The organism is Hymenobacter sp. APR13 (assembly GCF_000737515.1).
Lineage (GTDB): Bacteria > Bacteroidota > Bacteroidia > Cytophagales > Hymenobacteraceae > Hymenobacter.
Genome location: NZ_CP006587.1, coordinates 1281416 through 1300000, shown reverse-complemented (window position 1 = coordinate 1300000; position 18585 = coordinate 1281416). Strand labels below are relative to the sequence as shown.

The following is an 18585-nucleotide window of genomic DNA, read 5'->3' as shown; positions in this document are numbered from 1 at the left end:
GTAAACGGCGGCCGTAACTATAACGGTCCTAAGGTAGCGAAATTCCTTGTCGGGTAAGTTCCGACCTGCACGAATGGTGTAACGATCTGGGCGCTGTCTCAGCCGTGAGCTCGGTGAAATTGTAGTCTCGGTGAAGATGCCGAGTACCCGCCACGGGACGGAAAGACCCCGTGCACCTTTACTATAGGTTGACATTGACGCTGGGTAACACATGTGTAGCATAGGTGGGAGACGTTGAGCCAGGGCCGCTAGGTTTTGGGGAGTCGCCGTTGAAATACCACCCTTGTGTTGCTTGGTGCCTAATCTGGCAACGGAGACAGTGTCTGCTGGGTAGTTTGACTGGGGTGGTCGCCTCCAAAAGAGTATCGGAGGCTTTCAAAGGTCCGCTCAATCCGCTTGGTAACCGGATGTAGAGCGCAATAGCAGAAGCGGGCTTGACTGTGAGGCCTACAAGCCGAGCAGGGTCGAAAGACGGATATAGTGATCCGGTGGTTCCGCATGGAAGGGCCATCGCTCAAAGGATAAAAGGTACGCCGGGGATAACAGGCTGATCTCCCCCAAGAGCTCATATCGACGGGGAGGTTTGGCACCTCGATGTCGGCTCGTCACGTCCTGGGGCTGGAGAAGGTCCCAAGGGTTCGGCTGTTCGCCGATTAAAGTGGCACGCGAGCTGGGTTCAGAACGTCGTGAGACAGTTCGGTCCCTATCTGTGGTGGGCGTTGGAGATTTGACAGGACCTGACTTTAGTACGAGAGGACCGAGTTGGACCAGCCGCTCGTGCACCGGTTGTGACGCCAGTTGCAGCGCCGGGTAGCGACGCTGGGATGAGATAAGCGCTGAAAGCATCTAAGTGCGAAACTCACCTGAAGATGAGATCTCCTATATAGGAAGAGTCGTCGTAGACCACGACGTAGATAGGCGGTAGGTGTAGAGGCCGAAATGCCACAGCCGAGCCGTACTAAGGACTCGAACGCTTTGCTTGACAATGCTCGGAATTTGCTTCTTTAGTTTTCTCTTTTGTCCTTACGTCAACGGTTTTGTTGGCAGCTCACCTTGAACACAGAGCTGCCGCCCCAGTAATGGTGGCTTTAGCCCGGGTGTTCACCTCTTCCCATTCCGAACAGAGTCGTTAAGCCCCGGAGCGCCTATGGTACTGCCTTCATCGGTGGGAGAGTCGGTCGCCGCCAACCTTACTGCATTGCCCGTTGCCCCCGTGCCGCCCCCTCCCGGGGCCTGGCGCGGGGGCAACGGCGTTTATAAGCGTTGCCCTTGGTGGGGACTCATCGTGGAGGGTTGCTGATATAATTCATTTCTGAATCTAATGAGGTGTCGTGTTACTATTTGTCGATGCATCTCTAATACTTCATTGGAGCTTTTCTAGCGGACTTAAAATGCAGACTAGGTTCTCAGCGGCTCTTTTAGCTGTTAGGGTGGGGGCAGGGCGAGGTAGCGGCGACTGGCAAGACGTCGCTATGAATGGCCCGACGGCTATAGGAACTGATGCACCGGAGTTCTTGTCATGGGCCACCTTATCGGCCGCAGCTTGGGATGGCTAATCGGTAAGGCCACTTGATATGCGGATTCGTGATGGACCGCTTCACCTTATAAGTATAAGTACCAGACGGCTTTTCAAGTGTAGCATTGTTAGGGTGTTTATACTTCTGTATAGCTCTAGCTGTGGTGTTGCGTTAGCAATGACGCATTATCACGGAATATCTCTGCTACAAAAAGAAGCCAGCCGCTGTATGCGGCTGACTTCTTTTTGTAGCAGTAATACGGTTCTATTTTCCGGGGCCTGCTACCACTTCAATCATATCGGCGGGCGAAAGGTAATGCTGGGCGAGCGTGAGTAGCTCCTCGGCCGTTACTTGGTTCACCTGCTCGATGAAGTTAGAATAGTAGGTAGCAGGCAGATTTAGGAAGACAATGTTCTTGTACTTATCGCACTGCTCGAACACGGTGCTGAGCTCGTTGGCGAACTTGCCAGTCATGTAGTTCTTGACGGTCTGGAGTTCATCTGCCGGGATAAGTTCGTGTTGCAACACTTGGAGCTCATGGTGGACTTCCCGCATAGCAGCGTTGGCGCTATCGGCATTGACATCGGTGCCGATGACAAAGGACGTGGCATGCTCGCGGGGGCCGATGCTGGAGTAGATGCCGTAGGTGAAGCCCTTATCCTCGCGGATGTTCTTCATCAGGCGGGAGCCAAAGTAGCCGCCCAGCACCTTCACGAGGACTTGCAGCTTGTGCGTATCGGGATGGGTGAGGGCGGGCCACGGCCGGCCGATGCGCAGGGCGGCCTGAATGCTGTCGGGCACCGTGACGTAGTCGTGGGCTGGCTGGCTGGCTAAGGAAAGCGTTTCTTTGGCAGACAGCGGCACAGCAGACGGTTGGGCGCTTCCCAGCAGGTCAGACACCAGATCCTGGTCAGCAGGCGCTACATCACCGCACAGAAACACCTCGGCTTTGTCCAGCGAGTAGTTGGCGCGATGAAAAGCTTGGAGGGCATCCTGCGCTACGGCGGCGAAAAGCTGCTCGTTGAAGGTGCTGCCGTAGGGATGCGTGCTGCCGTAGAGGTTGTGGGAGAACCGCTCGGCGGCGAGGTAGCTGGTTTTCTGGCGCTCTACCCGCACGTTCTGGATGGTGCGGTTTTTAAGCAGCTCCAACTCGGTGGCGGGGAAGGTGGGGTTGGTCAGTACATCCTGCACCAGCGGCAGCAGGCGCGGCAGGTGGCGCGTGAGGCAGTACAGGGTGAGGGTGGCGCGGTCGAAGCTTTGCTCGCACTCCAGGGAAGCGCCGTAGAAGGCTACTTCATCGGCTATCTGGCGGGCGGTGCGGGTGGTGGTGCCTTCGAGCAGCATGCGGGCCGTGAGCAGCGAGACGCCGGGGGCGGGCTCGTACCACTTGCCGGCGGGCACTACTACCTGCAGGCGAACCACAGGCTGGGCATCATTGCGCATTACGTGCAGGCGCGCTCCGTTAGGGAGCGAAAACACGTCAGCCGCGGGCAGCGTTACGCTGGCCAGCGGCTGAACGGGAGGAGCGACTTGTCGGTCGAGCATCAGCAATAGAAAAGGGTTAGTTGACCGGGGAGCTGGAACCATCGCCAAAGGCCTGGTCAAGCTCGTTGAAATTGAAGTGGAGGGAAATGCGGATGGTTTGCGACAAAGGATTGGCGCGGGAGTTGGGCACCAGGTAGGCGCCATCCACCCCAAACACTTGGTAGCGCACGCCTAGGCCAAAGCTCAGGTACTGCCGGTCGCCTTTCACGCGGGGCTCGTAGAAGTAGCCTACGCGGGCCATCAGCAGATCGTTGTACGTGTATTCAGCACCGGCCGAGAGGTTGATTTCACGAATCTCCTCGCTGAAGCCACCGGGAGCATCGCTGAAAGAGCCAAGCGCAGCCGCTACAATGCCTTTGTTGCGTCGGTCTAGGTTTTCAGCCCGGATGGTTTTCAACTGACCCGTTGTGTCGCCTTCCACATAGAAGGGAGTCGGCGTGAGCAGCTTGGCGCCGTCGACTGTAAGCGTGATTTTGTTGTAAGCGTCCAGCTCACGAGTCAGGGCAAAGCCAAGCTTCAGGCGGGTGGGCAGGAAGTCGGCCTGGGTGGCGCTTGTGTAAGTGATTTTGTTGCCGATGTTGGTGATGGTGGCCCCCAAACCCAGGTTGTAATCGGCGGCGCCGATAGACAGGTCCTTGTTGTAGTAGGCGCCCAGGTCGACGGCGGCGGCGTTGCCAGGACGCGAATCGGTGCCACTGCTGTTGCCGGTGAGGTTGGAGCGGATGTAGCGCGCGGCTACCCCAACGCCGAAGTTGTCGGTCAGTTTCTGACCGTAGGCCACACTGAAGGCATACTCTTTCGGGTTGTAGTCGCCTTTCGAGACGTTGAAATCGTCGCGGAAGGAGATGGTGCCGAGGTCGAAATACATCAGCGAAGCCGATATGGCCGAGCGGGTGCCAATTTTGGCGGTACCCGACAGATAGGCTAGGCCCATGTCATCGGTGACGTTGCGCAGCCAGGGTGAGTATGACGGCGAGAAGCTGTACTTGGTGGTGACGAAGCCCAGCTTACCGGCATTGTGGTAGCCGGCGTTGGCATCCGGCGAGGTGGCTACGCCGGCTTCCCCGAGGGCCGCGGCCCGCGAATCGGGGCTGATGGTCAGGATCGGAACAGCCGTGGTGAGCGTATTCGGTTCGGTTTGGGCCGCGCCAATCAACGGCAGGCCGATAAATCCGGAAAGCAGCGCAAAACGCACAGACAGTTTCAATGGGGTCATACAGGAGAAAGTGAGGAACGCGGAAAGGTAGGCGAAAATGCCAAAGGGTTAATTCAGGATGACCAGTTTTTCGAATTTGGTGGCCGTGGCCTGGTCTTTTTGCGACCGGACGCTGACCCGGTACACGTACACGCCGCGGGCCAGCTGGTCGTTGAACTCGTCGCGGCCGTTCCACGACAAAGACGGGTCGGAGAAGTTGGCCGGCACGTGCGACGCGCCACCGCCCACCGTGGTTTGCAGCGTCCGGACGAGGCGGCCCGAGACAGTGAAAATCTGCACCTGCACGTCGAGGGCGTCTTCCGGACGGTTGTGGTCGAAGTGGAAGGTGGTGGTGGTGGAGAACGGATTGGGGTAGTTCAGGACGTGTTTCAGGGCCAGCTTGTCGGTGGAAGCGGCAATGAACTCTACGTCGCGGATAGCCGAGTTATTGTAAGTGTCCCAGGCTTTGAGATGCAGCACATGCGGGCCGGTAGCGAGGTCCTTGAACAGGTACTCCACCCGGCCAGCCTGGAAGCTGTCGACGCTGGCCACGTAGAACGAGTTGAGGATGGTGAGCTTGGTGGGGTCGTTGTCGAGGGTGGCCGTGATTTCGTGGCCGATGCCGGAGCCGGTGGTGTTGATGCCGCTCTCGTCGAAGAGGCGGGCAATGAGGGTGGTGGTATTGCCGGTGAGGCCCCCGAACACGAACTTCTCATTGTCCATGAACAGGCGGATGCGCGGCGGAATGGTATCGGTGCTGGCCGTGGTAGAAGCGCCGCCCACCGGTACTGCGCGGTAGCCGTGCGCATCTACGATGGCGCCCGAGCGGTTGGATGCATACAAGCTCACTTTCCCCAGTCCCAGGCTGTAGTTGATGTCTCGGGGTACCACAAACTGCACCGTGAAGCGGCCGTTGGTGATGGTAGCCTGGCCGTCGTAGATGATGTTTTCCTGCACCTGAATGGGCAGCGGCACGTCAAGCGGCGAAGTGGCCAGCGTGGTGATGGTGCTGGGCTTCTCATACACCGTAATCTGGGCGGTGCCGGAGAAGTTGGGGTTGAGGGAAGACGTGACAGCAGCCGTGTTGCGCACCGAGCCCGACAGCCGCACCCGCGACAGGGCCGTGAGTGGCTGGTTGTAGGCAGGAGTGAGGGCCACACCGTTGATGGAATCCAGGGTCATGGCCACATCGGGGCGAGCCAGGCGGGTGCTGGGGTCGCCGAGCAGCACGTAGTTGCGGTTCAGGGGGTCGTTGGAGCCAATGAACTTGGAGTAGCGGGCGGCGTCGCCGATGCGGGTGGCCTGGCCGCTGCGTACCGACAGCACCGAATCGAGCAAGGGCGTAATCAGCAGCGTGGAGCCGTAGACGAGGCGGGTGGTGGTGAACAAGCCCATGGCGCCGCCTTCCACGTCGGTCAGGGTCAGCTCGCCGGCCGAGGTTTTCTCGGGGTTGTCGTAGTAGCTGAAGTCGCAGGTGCCGGTGACCATGAACGTCTGGCGGCTCAGGTTGCGCAGGCGCAATACCGACTCGCGGGTCAGGATCTTCTCGTCGGTGAGGGCGTCGGGGCCGCCGTGGCCGTTGTAGTTGACAATCAACGAGCCTTGCTCAAACGACTCGTCCACGGCCCGTTCTGCTTCTGGCGACCGTTCGCCGTTGGCATTGATCTGCGGGTACATATCGAGGTAGACCTTGCGGAAGTTGAAGGCCGGCTGCTGGCGGCTGATCTGGCTGATGAGCGGCTCGGCATAATCGCGCGGGTAGGTGCTGCCGTCTTGGTCATCGGCCACGAAGGTGAGGCGGTTGCGCCACTTGCCCAGCGAAGGCCGCAGGTCGTAGTCCTTAAGCTTCTTCACCATAGCCGAGGCCTGCGCGGTGGAGTTGGGCTCCCCAACGGGCGTACGAATGGGCAGGCGGCCGACAGACACGTCCATGATGCCGTTGGCGCCATACGATTCGGCCCATTCACCCTCATTATCATCCAGCATCCCGAAGTAGTCATCGGAGCAGAAGGTCTGGTCGCCGAAGCTGTTGACGCGGGGCAGGATCTGCGCAAATGACTCGCGCGACTCGTAGGTGGGCACGTAGTTCTGCGCAATCCGGTCACCGCTGCCGGGCACGCGCTTGCTCCACCAATCGGGCAGGCTGGCGGTGTTGGTGAGGTTGGATGGTTTGGATTTGTAGTCGTAGGAAGCGTCGCCGAAGAGCAGCAGGTACTGGTTGCGGCGCGGCGAGTCGCGCTGGTCGTACACCATCTTCATCATGTCGCGGATAGCCGACACGTCCTGGCTGCCGCCGCCAAACTCGTTGTACACCTGCGTGGTGGTCACGACGGCTACTTTCAGGCCATCGTTGGTGCGGCGCCAGTCGGCCAGCTCCTGCGCCTGGGCCCGGAAGGCCGGGTAGGTCACAATCACCAAGTCCAGGTCGCGGCCCGGGTTGAGGGTGCCGTGCAAATCCTGGTTGCTGACGCGGCCGAAGCTGCGGGGCACCGGGAACGAGGCGGTGGGGTCGAAGGCCACAAACTCGCGCAGCGAATCCGTAGGAGCCACGAACGTGCCTGCGCCGTTGAGGGCATATGCGCGGGGCCGGCGCGGGTTGCTGACGTCCCAGACCTGGGTGGTGCCGTTGCCGCCAGCCAATGTAAATGGAGTGACGCCGCCGGCCCGCACGTTTTCAAACGAGCGAAACTCCAGTTGCGGGCCCGTGAGCCGCAGCGGCCGCCGGGCATTCACTTCCAGATAGTCGAGGTAGCCGTCGGCCGAGGCGTCGGAGCTGGTGAAGGTGAGGCCCAGCCGCAGCGGCCCACTGGTAGCGGTAGGAACGACCGTCTGGGTCTGCAAACTGGTGGCGGCGTACTCGGGGTAGTCGCTACGCACGACGGCCGGAATACCCTGAATGAGCGTGGAGGAGCCAACCGCAATGCGGAAGCCCTGGCTGCTGGTGGAGCGGCCGGCCAGCGAGGCCGTCACTTGCACCGGCGCGCCGGCTACCAGGTCGGTCAGGTCGGTGTCGAAGGTTTGGGTGGCGTTGCTGGAGGCCGTGAAGCCTTCGCCCAGCCACACCCGGCCCGATTTGGCCAGGTTTACATACTCCCGCTCCCAAAACCAGCGGGCGGCGTACTGCGTGACGGCCGGGGCGTTGGCCGCACCCGCGGCGGGGGCGGCCGCCACGCGGCGGCCCGTGCGCGGAGCCGGAGCCACCGTCACGAAGTAGTAGGCGGTATCGGAGTAGATGTTCTGAATGTGGCGGAAGCGCTGGGCGCCGGCCGTGGGCTCGGGCTCCCATACGTGCGGGCCGCGGGCATAGAACAGGAAGTACTCGTTGGCGTCGAGGGTGGCGTTGGCGTCGCCGGAGAAGTACACGGCGTTTTCCACCAGGTCGTCGGGGCGGCGGGTGCTGATGGCCTGGGGCAGCAGGCCGGTGGCGTTGCCGTACACCTGCAGGCGGCTGGGGTCAAGGCTCTGCACGTCAACGCCCATGGCCGTGAGGGCCGCGCGGTCGAGCTTGAAGATGCCGCTGCGGTCGACGCCGATCTTGTGCCAGGTGCCGGAGCGCAGCACCGAGTTGGGGGCGTAGCGGATGCTTTGCCCGCGCTGGGCTACGGCCGGTGCCAGCGTGTAGCTGTACTCAAACGATACCAGCTTCTCAGGCTGGCCCGACTGGGCGCTGCGCCGGATAGTGGGCAGCAGCACCAGCGTAACGGGCTGGCCTTTCTCGTTGCCGCTGAACTGCTGCGGCGTAGCGGTGGCGTCCTTGAAGTTCTTAAGCAGGGCGGCCTCGGCCGGCGCAAACGGTTCGTAGACGGCTTTCTGCACCTGGCCCTCGGCCACGGTGCCGGGCACCGAAATAACGGTGTAGGCCTGCACTACGCCCCGGCGGGGCTGCATGCCCACAAACGACGGGATGCGGTGCAGCTTCCCATCGGGGCCCACTACTTCGGCGGCGCCCTGCCAGGTGAGCTGGCGCGAAACCGAGCGGCGTCCGTCCTGGGCCTGCCCCGGCCGGGCCAGCCCCAGCAGCAAACAGCTGCAGACTACCAGGAAAGTAAAGTAGCGCATAGAGTTTTGGTCAATAGAGCGTTAACGCGTGGCAATCTGTGGCCCTGCAACAAGCCAGATCAGGCACCGGTTCACTGCGGGGGCCTGAAATGGATTAACTCTCCGGGTATGCAAATATTGTGATGCAGCAGCACAAAAATCAGCGGGTGGCCGGCCGCACTACCGACAGCAGCACGTAGAGCAGTACGATGAGCGGAACCGCCGCGGATTGCAGCCCCACCAGCAGCCCCACCGACAGCAACAAGAACACGAAACGCAGCGAATTGTCCTGCCAGGTGAGGTTTTTGAACTTGAGCGCGAACAGCGGAATTTCAGCCACCAGCAGGCCCGACAGAAGGAGCGTGAGGCCTAGCAGCACCCACGGATTCAGGATCAGGGCCGAAACGCCGAACGAGTCGTAGGTGAGGATGAGCGGCAAGGAGGCCACCACCAGCGTGCAGGCCGGCGTGGGCAGCCCGATGAACGAGTCGGACTGGCGGGTGTCGTTGTTGAACTTGGCCAGCCGCAGCGCCGAGAAGATGCTGATGGTGAAAGCCAGGTAGGCCAGGCCCAGCGGCAGGCCGTACATGGGCAGCACCTGCTGCAGCAGCTTGAACAGGATGGCGCCCGGCACCACCCCAAACGACACCATATCGGCCAGCGAATCCAGGTCTTTGCCAATCGGCGACGACACGTGTAGCGCCCGCGCCACCAGCCCGTCGAGGAAGTCGGCCACGGCCGCAATGCCGATCAGGTAAGCCGCCAGCACCAGTGGCCGCCAGGTGTCCGCCGAGAACATATAAGAAGTGAAGTTCGCTGTCGGGGCATACACCTGCGCTGGATTGCTGCCCAAGATAAAGGTCAGCGCCACGCAGCCGCACAACAGGTTCAGGCACGTCAGGGCGTTGGGAAGATGCTTTTTAATAGCCATGAAGGGAAGCCTAGCGCAAAAACGGATTGGAACGGCGCTCGGCGCCAATAGTGGTAGCGGGGCCGTGGCCGGGGTATACTGTTACGTCGTCGGGCAGCGTCAGCAGTTGGGTGCGGATGCTCTCAATCAGGGTGGCATGGTCGCCGCCGGGCAGGTCGGTGCGGCCGATGCTCTGCTGAAACAGCACGTCGCCGCCGATGACCACCTTGGTAGGGGCGTGGTAGAACACCACGTGGCCGGGGGCGTGGCCGGGCGCAAAGCGCACTTCCAGCTCGGTGTCGCCGAAGCGCACGGGCGTGCCGGGCGTCAGGAAGCCGGTGGGCTCGGCGGGCGCGTAGTGCGGAAAGCCGTAGCTGGGCGCGTAGGCCGGCACGGCCCGCAGCGTGGCCAGGTCGGCCTCATGAATCAGAAACGGCACCTTGTAAGTGTCCAGCACAAACTGGTTGCCGAATACGTGGTCGATGTGGCAGTGGGTGTTCAGCAGCAGCACCACCTGTAACTGGTGGTCGGTAATGAACGCCTGCAAGGCAGCCTGCTCGGCCCGGTCGTAGCAGCCGGGGTCTACCACCACGCACTGGCCGGTGGCATCATGAAGCAGGTAGGTATTCTCGGAAAAGGCGTTGAACGTAAACCCTGAAACGGTCATGCAAAAAGGAAAAAGGACGCGCGTTGGAACTGCGTGGTAAGTTACGAGTCTTACTCCATTAAGAACGGCGCCGCCGCCCCCGCGCTATACGCTGGCGGCTGAGTACGGTGCGCTTCTGCTACCTTGCCTCCCATGACCGACTACGATTACCTGATATTGGGCCACGGCATTGCGGGCGCCACACTGGCCTGGGAGCTGCGCCGCCGCGGCCGCCGCGTGCTGGTGCTCGATGCGCCCAACCCCAACTCGGCCTCCAACGTGGCCGCCGGCCTCATCAACCCGGTGGCCGGCAAGCGCTTTGCCCTGGCCTGGCGCGCCGACGAAATGATTACGGCCGCCGAGCAGCTCTACGGCGACATGGCCGCCCACTTCGGCGAACAGTTTTTCGTGCAGCTGCCGGTCTGGAAGCTGTTTTCGTCGGTGGCGGAGCAGAATACCATGCTGGCCCGCAGCGCCGACCACCCGTGGCAGGATTTCGTGGAAGATGCCGGTGCGCCGCTTCCGCCGGTACCGGGCGTCCGCGACGAATTCGGGGGCCTGCGCATCCGGCGCGGCGGCTATCTGCGGCTGCGTGAGCTGCTGGCCGCCCTCACCGCCGAAAGCCTGACCAACGGAACCCTGCAGCACGAAACTTTTGACTGGCAGCAACTCGTTACCGGCCCGGCGGGCGTAACCTACGCCGGGCGGATACAGGCGCGGCATTTTATTTGCTGCGAAGGAGCCGCCGCGCTGCAGAATCCTTTTTTCAGCTGGCTGCCGCTCACGCCCAACCAGGGCGAGGTGCTGGATGTTGAGTGTCCGGGCCTCTCGGAGGCGCAGGTAATCAACAAAGGCGCTTACGTGGTGCCGCTCGGCAACGGGCAGTTCCGGGTGGGCGCCACCTACCGCTGGCCGCCCTTCGCCGAAGGCATCACGCCCGAGGCGACGGCAGAGCTCAGCCAGCGCCTGGCCGCCGCCGTCAGCCTGCCCTTTGGGGTGGTAGGGCAGCGGGCCGGCGTACGGCCGGCCGTGCGCGACCGGAAACCGTTGCTGGGGCGGCATCCGGAAACGCCGGAAGTGAGTATCTTCAATGGCTTCGGCTCGAAGGGCGTGCTGCTGGCTCCGCGGCTGGCCATCCTGCTGGCCGATTATCTGGAACACCCGGAGGCCGAGCTGTGGCCCGAGGTCAATATCCGGCGCTATCAGGCGTTGTATACCGCGGCCCCGTCGGCGGCGGGTTTTTCTTCCTAAGAACCCTCAGAGTGGCTGGTGCCCGGAGCGCGCCGGTGGCTTACTTACCGAATCGACTACTATATGAAGCACGTATCCTTTTTTCGGTGGCTGAAGTCGGCCCGACAGCTGGCGGTGGTAAGCATGCTGGTGCTGGCCGCTGCCGGCGCCACCCAGGCCCAGACCTCGCAGGAGGCCTTCGGGCGGGTGCGGATTCAGTACAAGGATTTCGACTGGCAGTTGCTCAGCACCCAGAACTTCAACATCTACTACTACGGTGGCGGCGACGTGAGTGCGCGCCGCGCTGCCGAGTACGCCGAGCAGGAGCTGCAGCGCATTACGGGGCTGGTGGGGTACTATCCGTACTCGAAAACCACCGTGATGCTCTACAACTCGGTGAGCGACCTGCGCCAGAGCAACATCGGCCTCGACCAGGACAAGTACCAGACCGGCGGCGAAACCGACCTCACGCGCATGAGCAAGGTGCAGCTGGCCTTCCAGGGCCAGCAAACCCAGTTCAAGCGCGACCTGAGCTACCAGGTGACCCGCGTGCTGCTGAATGACATGATGTACGGCGGCTCGCTGAAGGAAGTCATCCAGAGCACCTACCTGCTGCAGCTGCCCGACTGGTTTGTGGGCGGGGCCTCGGCCTACGCTTCCGAGGGCTGGAGCGTGGAAATGGACGACTACATGCGCGATATGACCCGCCAGTACGAGGGCAACCGCACGGCACCGTTCTTTCTGCGCAACCCCCAGCTGGCCGGCCAGAGCGTCTGGAACTACATTGCCGAGCGCTACGGCTACGCCAGCATCCAGAACATTCTCAACCTCACGCGCATCACCCGCGACGTGGAAGTGGGCATCAGCTCCTCGCTGAATGTGCCCTACAAGCTGTTTCTGAAAGACTGGCTGGCCTACTACCGCCAGCTCAATGCCCAGCCCCAGACGGCTTTCGTGGATCTGGACGAGGCGCGGGCCCTTACCGGCAGCAACCGCAAAAACATTCAGTATTCCGAGCCGGTGCTGAGCCCCAACGGGCAGCAGCTGGCCTACGTGAGCAACGACCAGGGCCGCTACCAAGTGCTGGTGGCCAACCGTGACGGCTCGGGCCGGCACACCGTGCACCGCGGCGGCTACAAAACCCCCGGCCAGCAGGTGGAAACCCGCCTGCCGGTGCTGGCGTGGCGCGGCAACGGCCAGGTGGCCGTGGCCGAAGTGCAGAAGGGCCTGATGAGCTTGCGCCTGCGCCCGGCCGACGGCGGGGCCTCGGGGCTGGTGGCCCGCTTCAAGGAAGCATTGCCCTTCGTCGGCGACAAGGGCTCGTCTATTTTCGAGCCGTTTCAGCAGGTGCTGGGCTTGAGCTACTCGCCCGATGGCAAGTCGCTGGTGTTTACGGGCGTTTCGAACGGGCAGGGCGACTTGTACGTGCTGCGCGCCGGCAGCCGCCGCCCCGAGAAGCTCACCAACGACGTATTCGACGATGTGGAGCCGGTATTCCTGCCCGGCGGCAGCGCCATTGCGTTCAGCTCCAACCGCTGGCTGGACTCGGCCGGCACGGCGCGGGGCAGCTTTGGGGGCGTTGTTAATAATTACGACCTGTTTCTGTACCACCTCGATGGCCGCGCCCAGCCCGTGGAGCTGCTGGTGAGCACCATTTCCAATGAGCGCCTGCCCCGGGCCGTTTCCGACGACGAGATTCTTTATCTGGGCGAGGAAAGCGGCATCCGCAGCGTGTACCGCTACTCGCTGCGCACCCGGCAGCGCACGCCGGTCAGCACGTTCCGCACCAATCTCAAAGGCTTCGACTACAACCCCGCCACCACTACGCTGGGCTTCGTGACCTCCGACCGCGCCCGCGACTTCGTGTACCTGTACCCCAGCTACCTGCTGCCCGACAACGTGGTGCTCTACAAAACGGCCCGCCAGGAAACGCTGGAAGACCGCTCGAAGCCCGCCCCGGTGAAAGCCGCCGCGCCGGCTCCGGTTCCGGCGCCAACTCCGGCTTCTTCTGAAACGCCGGTAGAGCAGGCCGCCAGCCCCACGCGCAACACCAACGCCCCCATCAACACCAGCGACTATCAGTTTGATGAGGACCTGCCCGCCAGCCGCACCGGCACCGCCACCCGGCGGACGCGCACGGCCCCGACCGTAGCCGCGCCGGTGGCCCAGGCTCCGCTGGCCGCTGCCCCGCAGGCCGCCAGCGGCCCGTTCCGCTACGATACGCGCTTCAACATCGATAACGTGGTGTCGTCGCTGTACTCTGATCCGCTGCTGGGGCTGGGCCTGATCGGGCAGGTGAACATGTCGGATCTGTTTGAAAACCACCGCATCCGGGCCGGCATCTTCGCCCTCACCGATCTGCGGACTAGCAACATCTTCGCCGAGTACACCAACCTCAAGCACCGCTACGACTGGAGCATCCGCTACGACAAGCAGGCCTACTTCTTCGACATTCAGGCCCTGGGCCGGGTGCGCTTCGGCCGCCACGAAATTGCGCCCACCATTGCCTACCCGCTCACCCACAACCTGAGCGTACGCGGCGGCCCGCGCTTCGTGAACATCTCCAGCAGCCGCTTCGACGAGCTGTCGGGGGCCAACGACATCAACCGCAACTACCTGGGCATGAATGGCGAGCTGGTATTCGACAACGCCGTGTCTACGGGTGTGAATATGCTGGAAGGCACCCGCATGAAAATCGGGGTGCTGAAGCTCAACAGCTTCGACGGCAACAACCAGGACTTCGGCAAAATCTATGTGGATTTGCGCCATTACCAGAAAATCCACCGTCAGATCATCTGGGCCAACCGGGCCAGCTACGGGCAGTTCTTTGGGCAGAACAAGCAGCAGTTCCGCCTCGGTGGCATGGACAACTGGTTGAACTACAACTACGAAGGCGACCAGCTGTTGCCTTCCACGTACTCCACGGCCGAGCCTTCGGATATCTTCTACCAGCAATTCGTGACCAACCTGCGGGGCTTCAACTACAGCAAGCGGGTGGGCCCGCGCTACGTGCTGTTCAACTCCGAACTGCGGGTGCCCATTGTGCAATATCTGTCGAACAAGCCTATCTACTCGGGCTTCTTCCGCAACCTGCAGCTCACGGCCTTCGGCGACGCCGGCACGGCGTACTCCGGCAACAATCCCTTCAACGAAAACAACTCGTTTAACACTCAGGTGGTGGGTGGCACCGGCAACGCCTTCACGGCCACCGTTATCAACTTCCGCAACCCCATGCTGATTGGCTACGGGTTCGGGATGCGGACCACGTTGCTGGGCTTCTACGGCAAGGCCGACCTGGCCTGGGGCCAGGAAGACTACGTGCAGAAAGGCCCCAAGCTCTACCTCACCCTCGGCTACGACTTCTAGTGGGAAGCGGATAGTATAGAGGACGTAGTACAGCTGCCTCGTTAATGGAGCAGTTCTGACGCCTACTCACACCTGCATAGCCTTACTGCATACTGAAAAAGCCACCCGGACAACCCGGGTGGCTTTTTTGCGTCGTTTGGTGTACCTTCTTCTTACAACTGTCTGATCAGTACGATGAAAAAACTCTACTTCCTGTTGCTGCTGGCTGGCCTGGCTGCGCCGGCGCGGGCCCAATACAGCACACCCGGCACTGGCCGGCGCTACACGCTCACGCAGCTGGCCGCGGCTTCCGGCGGCTACGTAACGCAGACGGCCGGCACCTGGACCATTACCGATACCATCCGGCTGGCTCCGCGCGATACGCTCAGCATCACCACCAACGAAACCATCCGGGTGGCCGACCGGGCGCTGGTGAGCGTGGACGGCGTGCTGAATATCGCGCCGCCCGACTCGGTGGTATTTACGGCCCAGAACGCTACTACGCCCTGGCTGGGCATGCAACTCAGCGCCACCAGCGCCGGCTCGGTGCTACGCCGCACTACTATAGAGCGGAGCGGCGGCGTGCGGGTAGTGGATGCATCCATTGAGGTATCGGACTGTGTGTTTCGGCTGAACGTGTCGACGGTGGGCGGACGCCTGACCAACAGTAGCGCGCTGGCGCTGTCTGGCAACCGGGCGCTGGTGCAGCGCAGCCGCTTTGTGCGCAACGCCCGCGCCGGCATCAACTCGCCCTCCAACCGCCCAACTTCGCCCTCCATCCAGAACTGCATCTTCTGGCACAATGACACTGAAAACGGTAACTATCCGCAAATCAACCTCGGCACCGGCGACCCCGCCCAGCCGATTCTGATTGAGCGGTGCGTGGTGATTGGCAACCCCGCCACCAACATGGCCGGCGGCATTGGCGTGTCGAATCTGCTGGGCGGCGGCGGCATTACGCGGGCCATCATCCGGCGCAACGTGGTGCGCAACAACCGCTATGGCATTGCCGTCATCGGGTCGAGTATTACCAGTTACGTGACGGGCAATCTGGTGGAAAACAACAACACCAACCCCAACGCCCAGACCGGCGGTAGCGGCCTCAACTTCCAGGGCAACCAAACCCAGACCGGCGTGGTGAGCCGCAACGTACTGACCGGCAACCTCTGGGGCGTGACGCTGGTGCGCTCGGGCACGGCGGGCGGCCCGGCCATCAGCTTCGGCAACCCCACCGGCACCGACAGCACCGACGTCGGGCAGAACCGCCTGGTGGGCAACGGCAACGGCGGCCAGGTGTACGACTTCTACAACAACGGCCCCGACGCCGTCAATGCCAAAAACAACGACTGGGGCTCGGCCTCGGCCACGGTCATCGAAACGCACATCTTCCACCAGCCCGACCAGGCCACGCTGGGTGTCGTCACGTTCCAGCCGTTTCGGCAGCCGCTGGCTACCAGGGCCGCCACCCTGGCCGGCGTGCAGGTTTTCCCGAATCCGGCGCAGTCGGGGGCGGCATTCCGCGTGCCCGGCCCTGAGCTGGTGCAGCTGGAGTTGCTCGATGCCCTGGGCCGTCCAGCAGCCCAACTAGCCCAGCGCCCAACCAACGGCCAAGTAGTGCTGGACGTGCGCGCCATAGCGCCGGGGCTGTACGCGTACCGGCTGCGGCAGGGTGGGGGCGTGGCTACTGGCAAGCTGCTGGTAGACTAGCCAAGCCCGCCTATTGAAAGCCCTGCGCGCCCCGGCTCCCTGAGTTGGGGCGCGCTTGTGTCAGGATGGGGCCTGCTAATCCGGGAGTTGGGTTGTATCTTTGCGGTCCTGTTCACCAGACCCGTTGCCGTGTTGCTCCTGCGTGAGATTTCAACGTTGATGATCAAAGACTTCCGCCTGGAATGGCGGCAGCGCGCGGCCCTCAACGGCATGTTGCTCTACGTGGGCAGCACCGTCTTTGTCTGTTACCTGAGCTTTTCGGTGCGGGGCGGCATTCCGCCCGCGCCGGCCTGGAATGCCCTGTTCTGGATCATCCTGCTGTTTTCGGCCGTGAATGCTGTGGCGAAAGGCTTCCTGCAGGAAAGCCGGGGCCGCATGCTCTACTACTACACCCTGGTACGCCCGCAGGCCGTTATTCTGGCCAAAATAGCCTACAACGCCCTGCTGCTGCTGGGTTTGGCGCTGGCCGGCCTGGGCCTCTACCTGCTGATTCTGGGCAACCCCGTGCAGAACGTGCCGCTGTTTGTGGCCAACGTGGCGCTGGGCGCGCTGGGCTTTGCCTCCACGCTCACGCTGGTGTCGGGCATTGCGGCCAAGGCCTCCAACAGCAACACGCTGATGGCTGTGCTGGGCTTCCCGCTCATGATTCCGATGCTGCTGCTGCTAATTAAAGTGTCCAAGAACGCGCTGGACGGCCTGGAGTTCGAGGCCAGCCAAAGCTCCCTGCTTACACTGCTGGCCCTGAACATGATAGTGGTGGCCGTGTCGTACGTGCTGTTTCCGTTTTTGTGGCGCTCCTGATGTAGTGCCTGGTGCTTAGGGCCTAGTGCATAGGCAATGAGCACCAAGTTGAAAAACCATTGTTTGCCCCAACTGACTGCTCATTTACCTGTTTACCTAGTGCTGCTCTTTTAAATTCTAGGCACTAAGCCCTAAGCCCTAAACAAGCATGAAAAACAACTGGTGGAAAGGTCTGACGGTGCTGCTGCTGCTTTACACGGCGGTGGCGGGGCTGCTGGTGCCGGTGCCGCGGCTGGCCATTCTCAACGAAACCATCCGCAACCTCTACTTCCATGTGCCCATGTGGTTCGGGATGACCTTCATCCTGATAGCCTCGGTGTACTACTCCATCCGCTACCTGCGCACGCCCACGCCGGAGCTGGACATTCGCTCGCACGAGTCGGCCCGCATCGGGATTCTGATGGGGATAGTGGGGCTGGCTACGGGCAGCATCTGGGCGCGCTACACCTGGGGCACCTGGTGGACAAACGACCCCAAGCTCAACGGCGCGGCCATTGCCATGCTCATCTACGGGGCTTATCTGGTGCTGCGCTCCTCGTTCACCGATGAGCAGCAGCGGGCCCGCATTTCGGCCATCTACAACATCTTCGCCTTTGCCACGGCCATGCCGCTGTTCTACATTTTGCCGCGTCTCACCGATTCTCTGCACCCCGGCGCGGGTGGCAACCCGGCCTTCGCCAAATACGACCTCGACAACGCCATGCGCGCCGTGTTCTACCCGGCCGTCATTGGCTGGACGCTGCTGGCCTTCTGGCTGGCGCAGGTGGCCAGCCGCATTTCTTTGCTCAAACTCAAAGTATATGAAAAACAGCTTGCGTAGCCTCCGTACGGGCTTTCTGCTGCTGCTGGCGCTCCTGCTGCCGGTGCTGCACGCCGCCGCCCAAACCGCCGACTCGCCCGAAATGGCCGATACGTTCCGCGCCGACGGTAAAATCTACGTGGTGGTGGCCGTCATAACGGTGGTACTGGCGGGGCTGCTGGCCCTGCTTGTGTCCCTGGACCGCAAGGTGAGCCGCTTGGAGCGCGATCTGAAAGACTAGCCGCCTCCAGATTTCGCTGACGTAAATCATTGCCGGCCGCGGGCATGCTGCGGACTTTTCCGGCTCCTTTTGTTGTTCTGACTGCCCCGGCCCCTAAGGTCATCTGTTGCAACCCATGAAAAAAGCACACATCCTTGTCATTGCCGTCATTGCCGTGGCTATTGGCATCATTATGAGCGCCGCCGGCGACGCCAGCGTGTACGTTTCCTTCAAGGAAGCCCGCGAGCGGGCCTCGGAAGGCAACCTGACCAAAGTCCACGTGGTGGGCCGCCTCCCGCGCGACGGCCAGAAAAACATCCTGGGCCTGGAGTACAACCCCGTCCTCGACCCCAACTATTTCGCCTTCACGCTGGTTGATACCAACCGGATTGCCCAGCGCGTCATCTACTTCAACCCCAAGCCTCAGGACTTCGACAAGTCGGAGCAGGTGGTGATTACGGGCGCCATGCGCAAGGACATCTTTGTAGCCGACAAGATTCTGCTGAAGTGCCCTTCCAAGTACGTGGAGAAGGACATCAAGGGCGCCACGGCGGCCGTGAACTAGAAGGGAATAGCGCGTCGTGCTGAGCTTGCTGAAGCAGCTCTCCCGCTGACGTTGCCAGAGTAATTGA

The 18585-nt window shown here is 62.0% G+C and carries 12 protein-coding genes and 2 rRNA genes (1 of these 14 running past the window's edge); 9 read left to right on the top strand and 5 right to left on the bottom strand.

Annotated features, from left to right (window positions below; genetic code table 11):
• A 23S ribosomal RNA gene (locus N008_RS05520) occupies window positions 1–982 on the top strand; it begins 1933 nt to the left of the window's first position.
• Window positions 983–1078: 96 nt separating this feature from the next.
• Window positions 1079–1190, top strand: a 5S ribosomal RNA gene (rrf, locus tag N008_RS05515).
• 591 nt (window positions 1191–1781) lie between these two features.
• Here rrf and N008_RS05510 read toward each other — a convergent pair.
• The 5 genes from N008_RS05510 to N008_RS05490 form a co-directional block, all read right to left on the bottom strand.
• Window positions 1782–3062 carry a M16 family metallopeptidase gene (locus N008_RS05510; protein ID WP_044014375.1) on the bottom strand — a complete coding sequence of 427 codons (1281 nt, stop codon included), beginning with the start codon at window positions 3060–3062 and terminating at the stop codon, window positions 1782–1784.
• A gap of 16 nt (window positions 3063–3078) precedes the next feature.
• Window positions 3079–4278 (bottom strand): type IX secretion system outer membrane channel protein PorV, encoded by a 1200-nt coding sequence (gene porV, locus N008_RS05505; protein ID WP_044014372.1) that lies wholly within the window; start codon window positions 4276–4278, stop codon window positions 3079–3081.
• Between the two features lie 48 nt (window positions 4279–4326).
• Window positions 4327–8316: a type IX secretion system sortase PorU gene (gene porU / locus N008_RS05500; protein ID WP_044014370.1), complete on the bottom strand. Its 3990-nt coding sequence runs from the start codon at window positions 8314–8316 to the stop codon at window positions 4327–4329.
• A 139-nt stretch (window positions 8317–8455) separates the two neighbouring features.
• Window positions 8456–9226 (bottom strand): CDP-alcohol phosphatidyltransferase family protein, encoded by a 771-nt coding sequence (locus N008_RS05495; protein ID WP_044014368.1) that lies wholly within the window; start codon window positions 9224–9226, stop codon window positions 8456–8458.
• A gap of 10 nt (window positions 9227–9236) precedes the next feature.
• A complete protein-coding gene (locus tag N008_RS05490) occupies window positions 9237–9872 on the bottom strand; it encodes an MBL fold metallo-hydrolase (protein WP_044014366.1) in 636 nt (211 codons plus the stop codon).
• A gap of 132 nt (window positions 9873–10004) precedes the next feature.
• Here N008_RS05490 and N008_RS05485 point away from each other — a divergent pair, with 132 nt between their 5' ends.
• From N008_RS05485 to N008_RS05455, 7 genes are all read left to right on the top strand, one after another.
• Window positions 10005–11102: an NAD(P)/FAD-dependent oxidoreductase gene (locus tag N008_RS05485; protein ID WP_052381226.1), complete on the top strand. Its 1098-nt coding sequence runs from the start codon at window positions 10005–10007 to the stop codon at window positions 11100–11102.
• A gap of 63 nt (window positions 11103–11165) precedes the next feature.
• Complete coding sequence (locus N008_RS05480; RefSeq protein WP_052381225.1) at window positions 11166–14447, top strand: PD40 domain-containing protein; 3282 nt, start codon at window positions 11166–11168, stop codon at window positions 14445–14447.
• A 174-nt stretch (window positions 14448–14621) separates the two neighbouring features.
• Window positions 14622–16133: a T9SS type A sorting domain-containing protein gene (locus N008_RS05475; protein ID WP_044014364.1), complete on the top strand. Its 1512-nt coding sequence runs from the start codon at window positions 14622–14624 to the stop codon at window positions 16131–16133.
• Between the two features lie 159 nt (window positions 16134–16292).
• The gene (locus tag N008_RS05470; protein ID WP_044014362.1) at window positions 16293–16934 is read left to right on the top strand and encodes a heme exporter protein CcmB; all 642 of its coding nucleotides are present in this window, start codon (window positions 16293–16295) and stop codon (window positions 16932–16934) included.
• A 148-nt stretch (window positions 16935–17082) separates the two neighbouring features.
• On the top strand, window positions 17083–17754 hold the full coding sequence (locus tag N008_RS05465; RefSeq protein ID WP_044014360.1) for a cytochrome c biogenesis protein: 672 nt from the start codon (window positions 17083–17085) through the stop codon (window positions 17752–17754).
• Complete coding sequence (locus N008_RS05460) at window positions 17735–17974, top strand: CcmD family protein (protein ID WP_044014358.1); 240 nt, start codon at window positions 17735–17737, stop codon at window positions 17972–17974. The genes N008_RS05465 and N008_RS05460 overlap by 20 nt, the downstream gene beginning before the upstream one ends.
• Window positions 17975–18089: 115 nt before the next feature.
• A complete protein-coding gene (locus N008_RS05455; RefSeq protein WP_044014356.1) occupies window positions 18090–18518 on the top strand; it encodes a cytochrome c maturation protein CcmE in 429 nt (142 codons plus the stop codon).
• Window positions 18519–18585 lie beyond the last annotated feature (67 nt).

Excerpts from the sequence above, each read along its gene's own strand:
- N008_RS05510 (WP_044014375.1), bottom strand. The coding sequence starts at position 3,062 with ATGCTCGACCGACAAGTCGCTCCTCCCGTTCAGCCGCTGGCCAGCGTA.
- porV (WP_044014372.1), bottom strand. The coding sequence starts at position 4,278 with ATGACCCCATTGAAACTGTCTGTGCGTTTTGCGCTGCTTTCCGGATTT.
- porU (WP_044014370.1), bottom strand. The coding sequence starts at position 8,316 with ATGCGCTACTTTACTTTCCTGGTAGTCTGCAGCTGTTTGCTGCTGGGG.
- N008_RS05495 (WP_044014368.1), bottom strand. The coding sequence starts at position 9,226 with ATGGCTATTAAAAAGCATCTTCCCAACGCCCTGACGTGCCTGAACCTG.
- N008_RS05490 (WP_044014366.1), bottom strand. The coding sequence starts at position 9,872 with ATGACCGTTTCAGGGTTTACGTTCAACGCCTTTTCCGAGAATACCTAC.
- N008_RS05485 (WP_052381226.1), top strand. The coding sequence starts at position 10,005 with ATGACCGACTACGATTACCTGATATTGGGCCACGGCATTGCGGGCGCC.
- N008_RS05480 (WP_052381225.1), top strand. The coding sequence starts at position 11,166 with ATGAAGCACGTATCCTTTTTTCGGTGGCTGAAGTCGGCCCGACAGCTG.
- N008_RS05475 (WP_044014364.1), top strand. The coding sequence starts at position 14,622 with ATGAAAAAACTCTACTTCCTGTTGCTGCTGGCTGGCCTGGCTGCGCCG.
- N008_RS05470 (WP_044014362.1), top strand. The coding sequence starts at position 16,293 with ATGATCAAAGACTTCCGCCTGGAATGGCGGCAGCGCGCGGCCCTCAAC.
- N008_RS05465 (WP_044014360.1), top strand. The coding sequence starts at position 17,083 with ATGAAAAACAACTGGTGGAAAGGTCTGACGGTGCTGCTGCTGCTTTAC.
- N008_RS05460 (WP_044014358.1), top strand. The coding sequence starts at position 17,735 with ATGAAAAACAGCTTGCGTAGCCTCCGTACGGGCTTTCTGCTGCTGCTG.
- N008_RS05455 (WP_044014356.1), top strand. The coding sequence starts at position 18,090 with ATGAAAAAAGCACACATCCTTGTCATTGCCGTCATTGCCGTGGCTATT.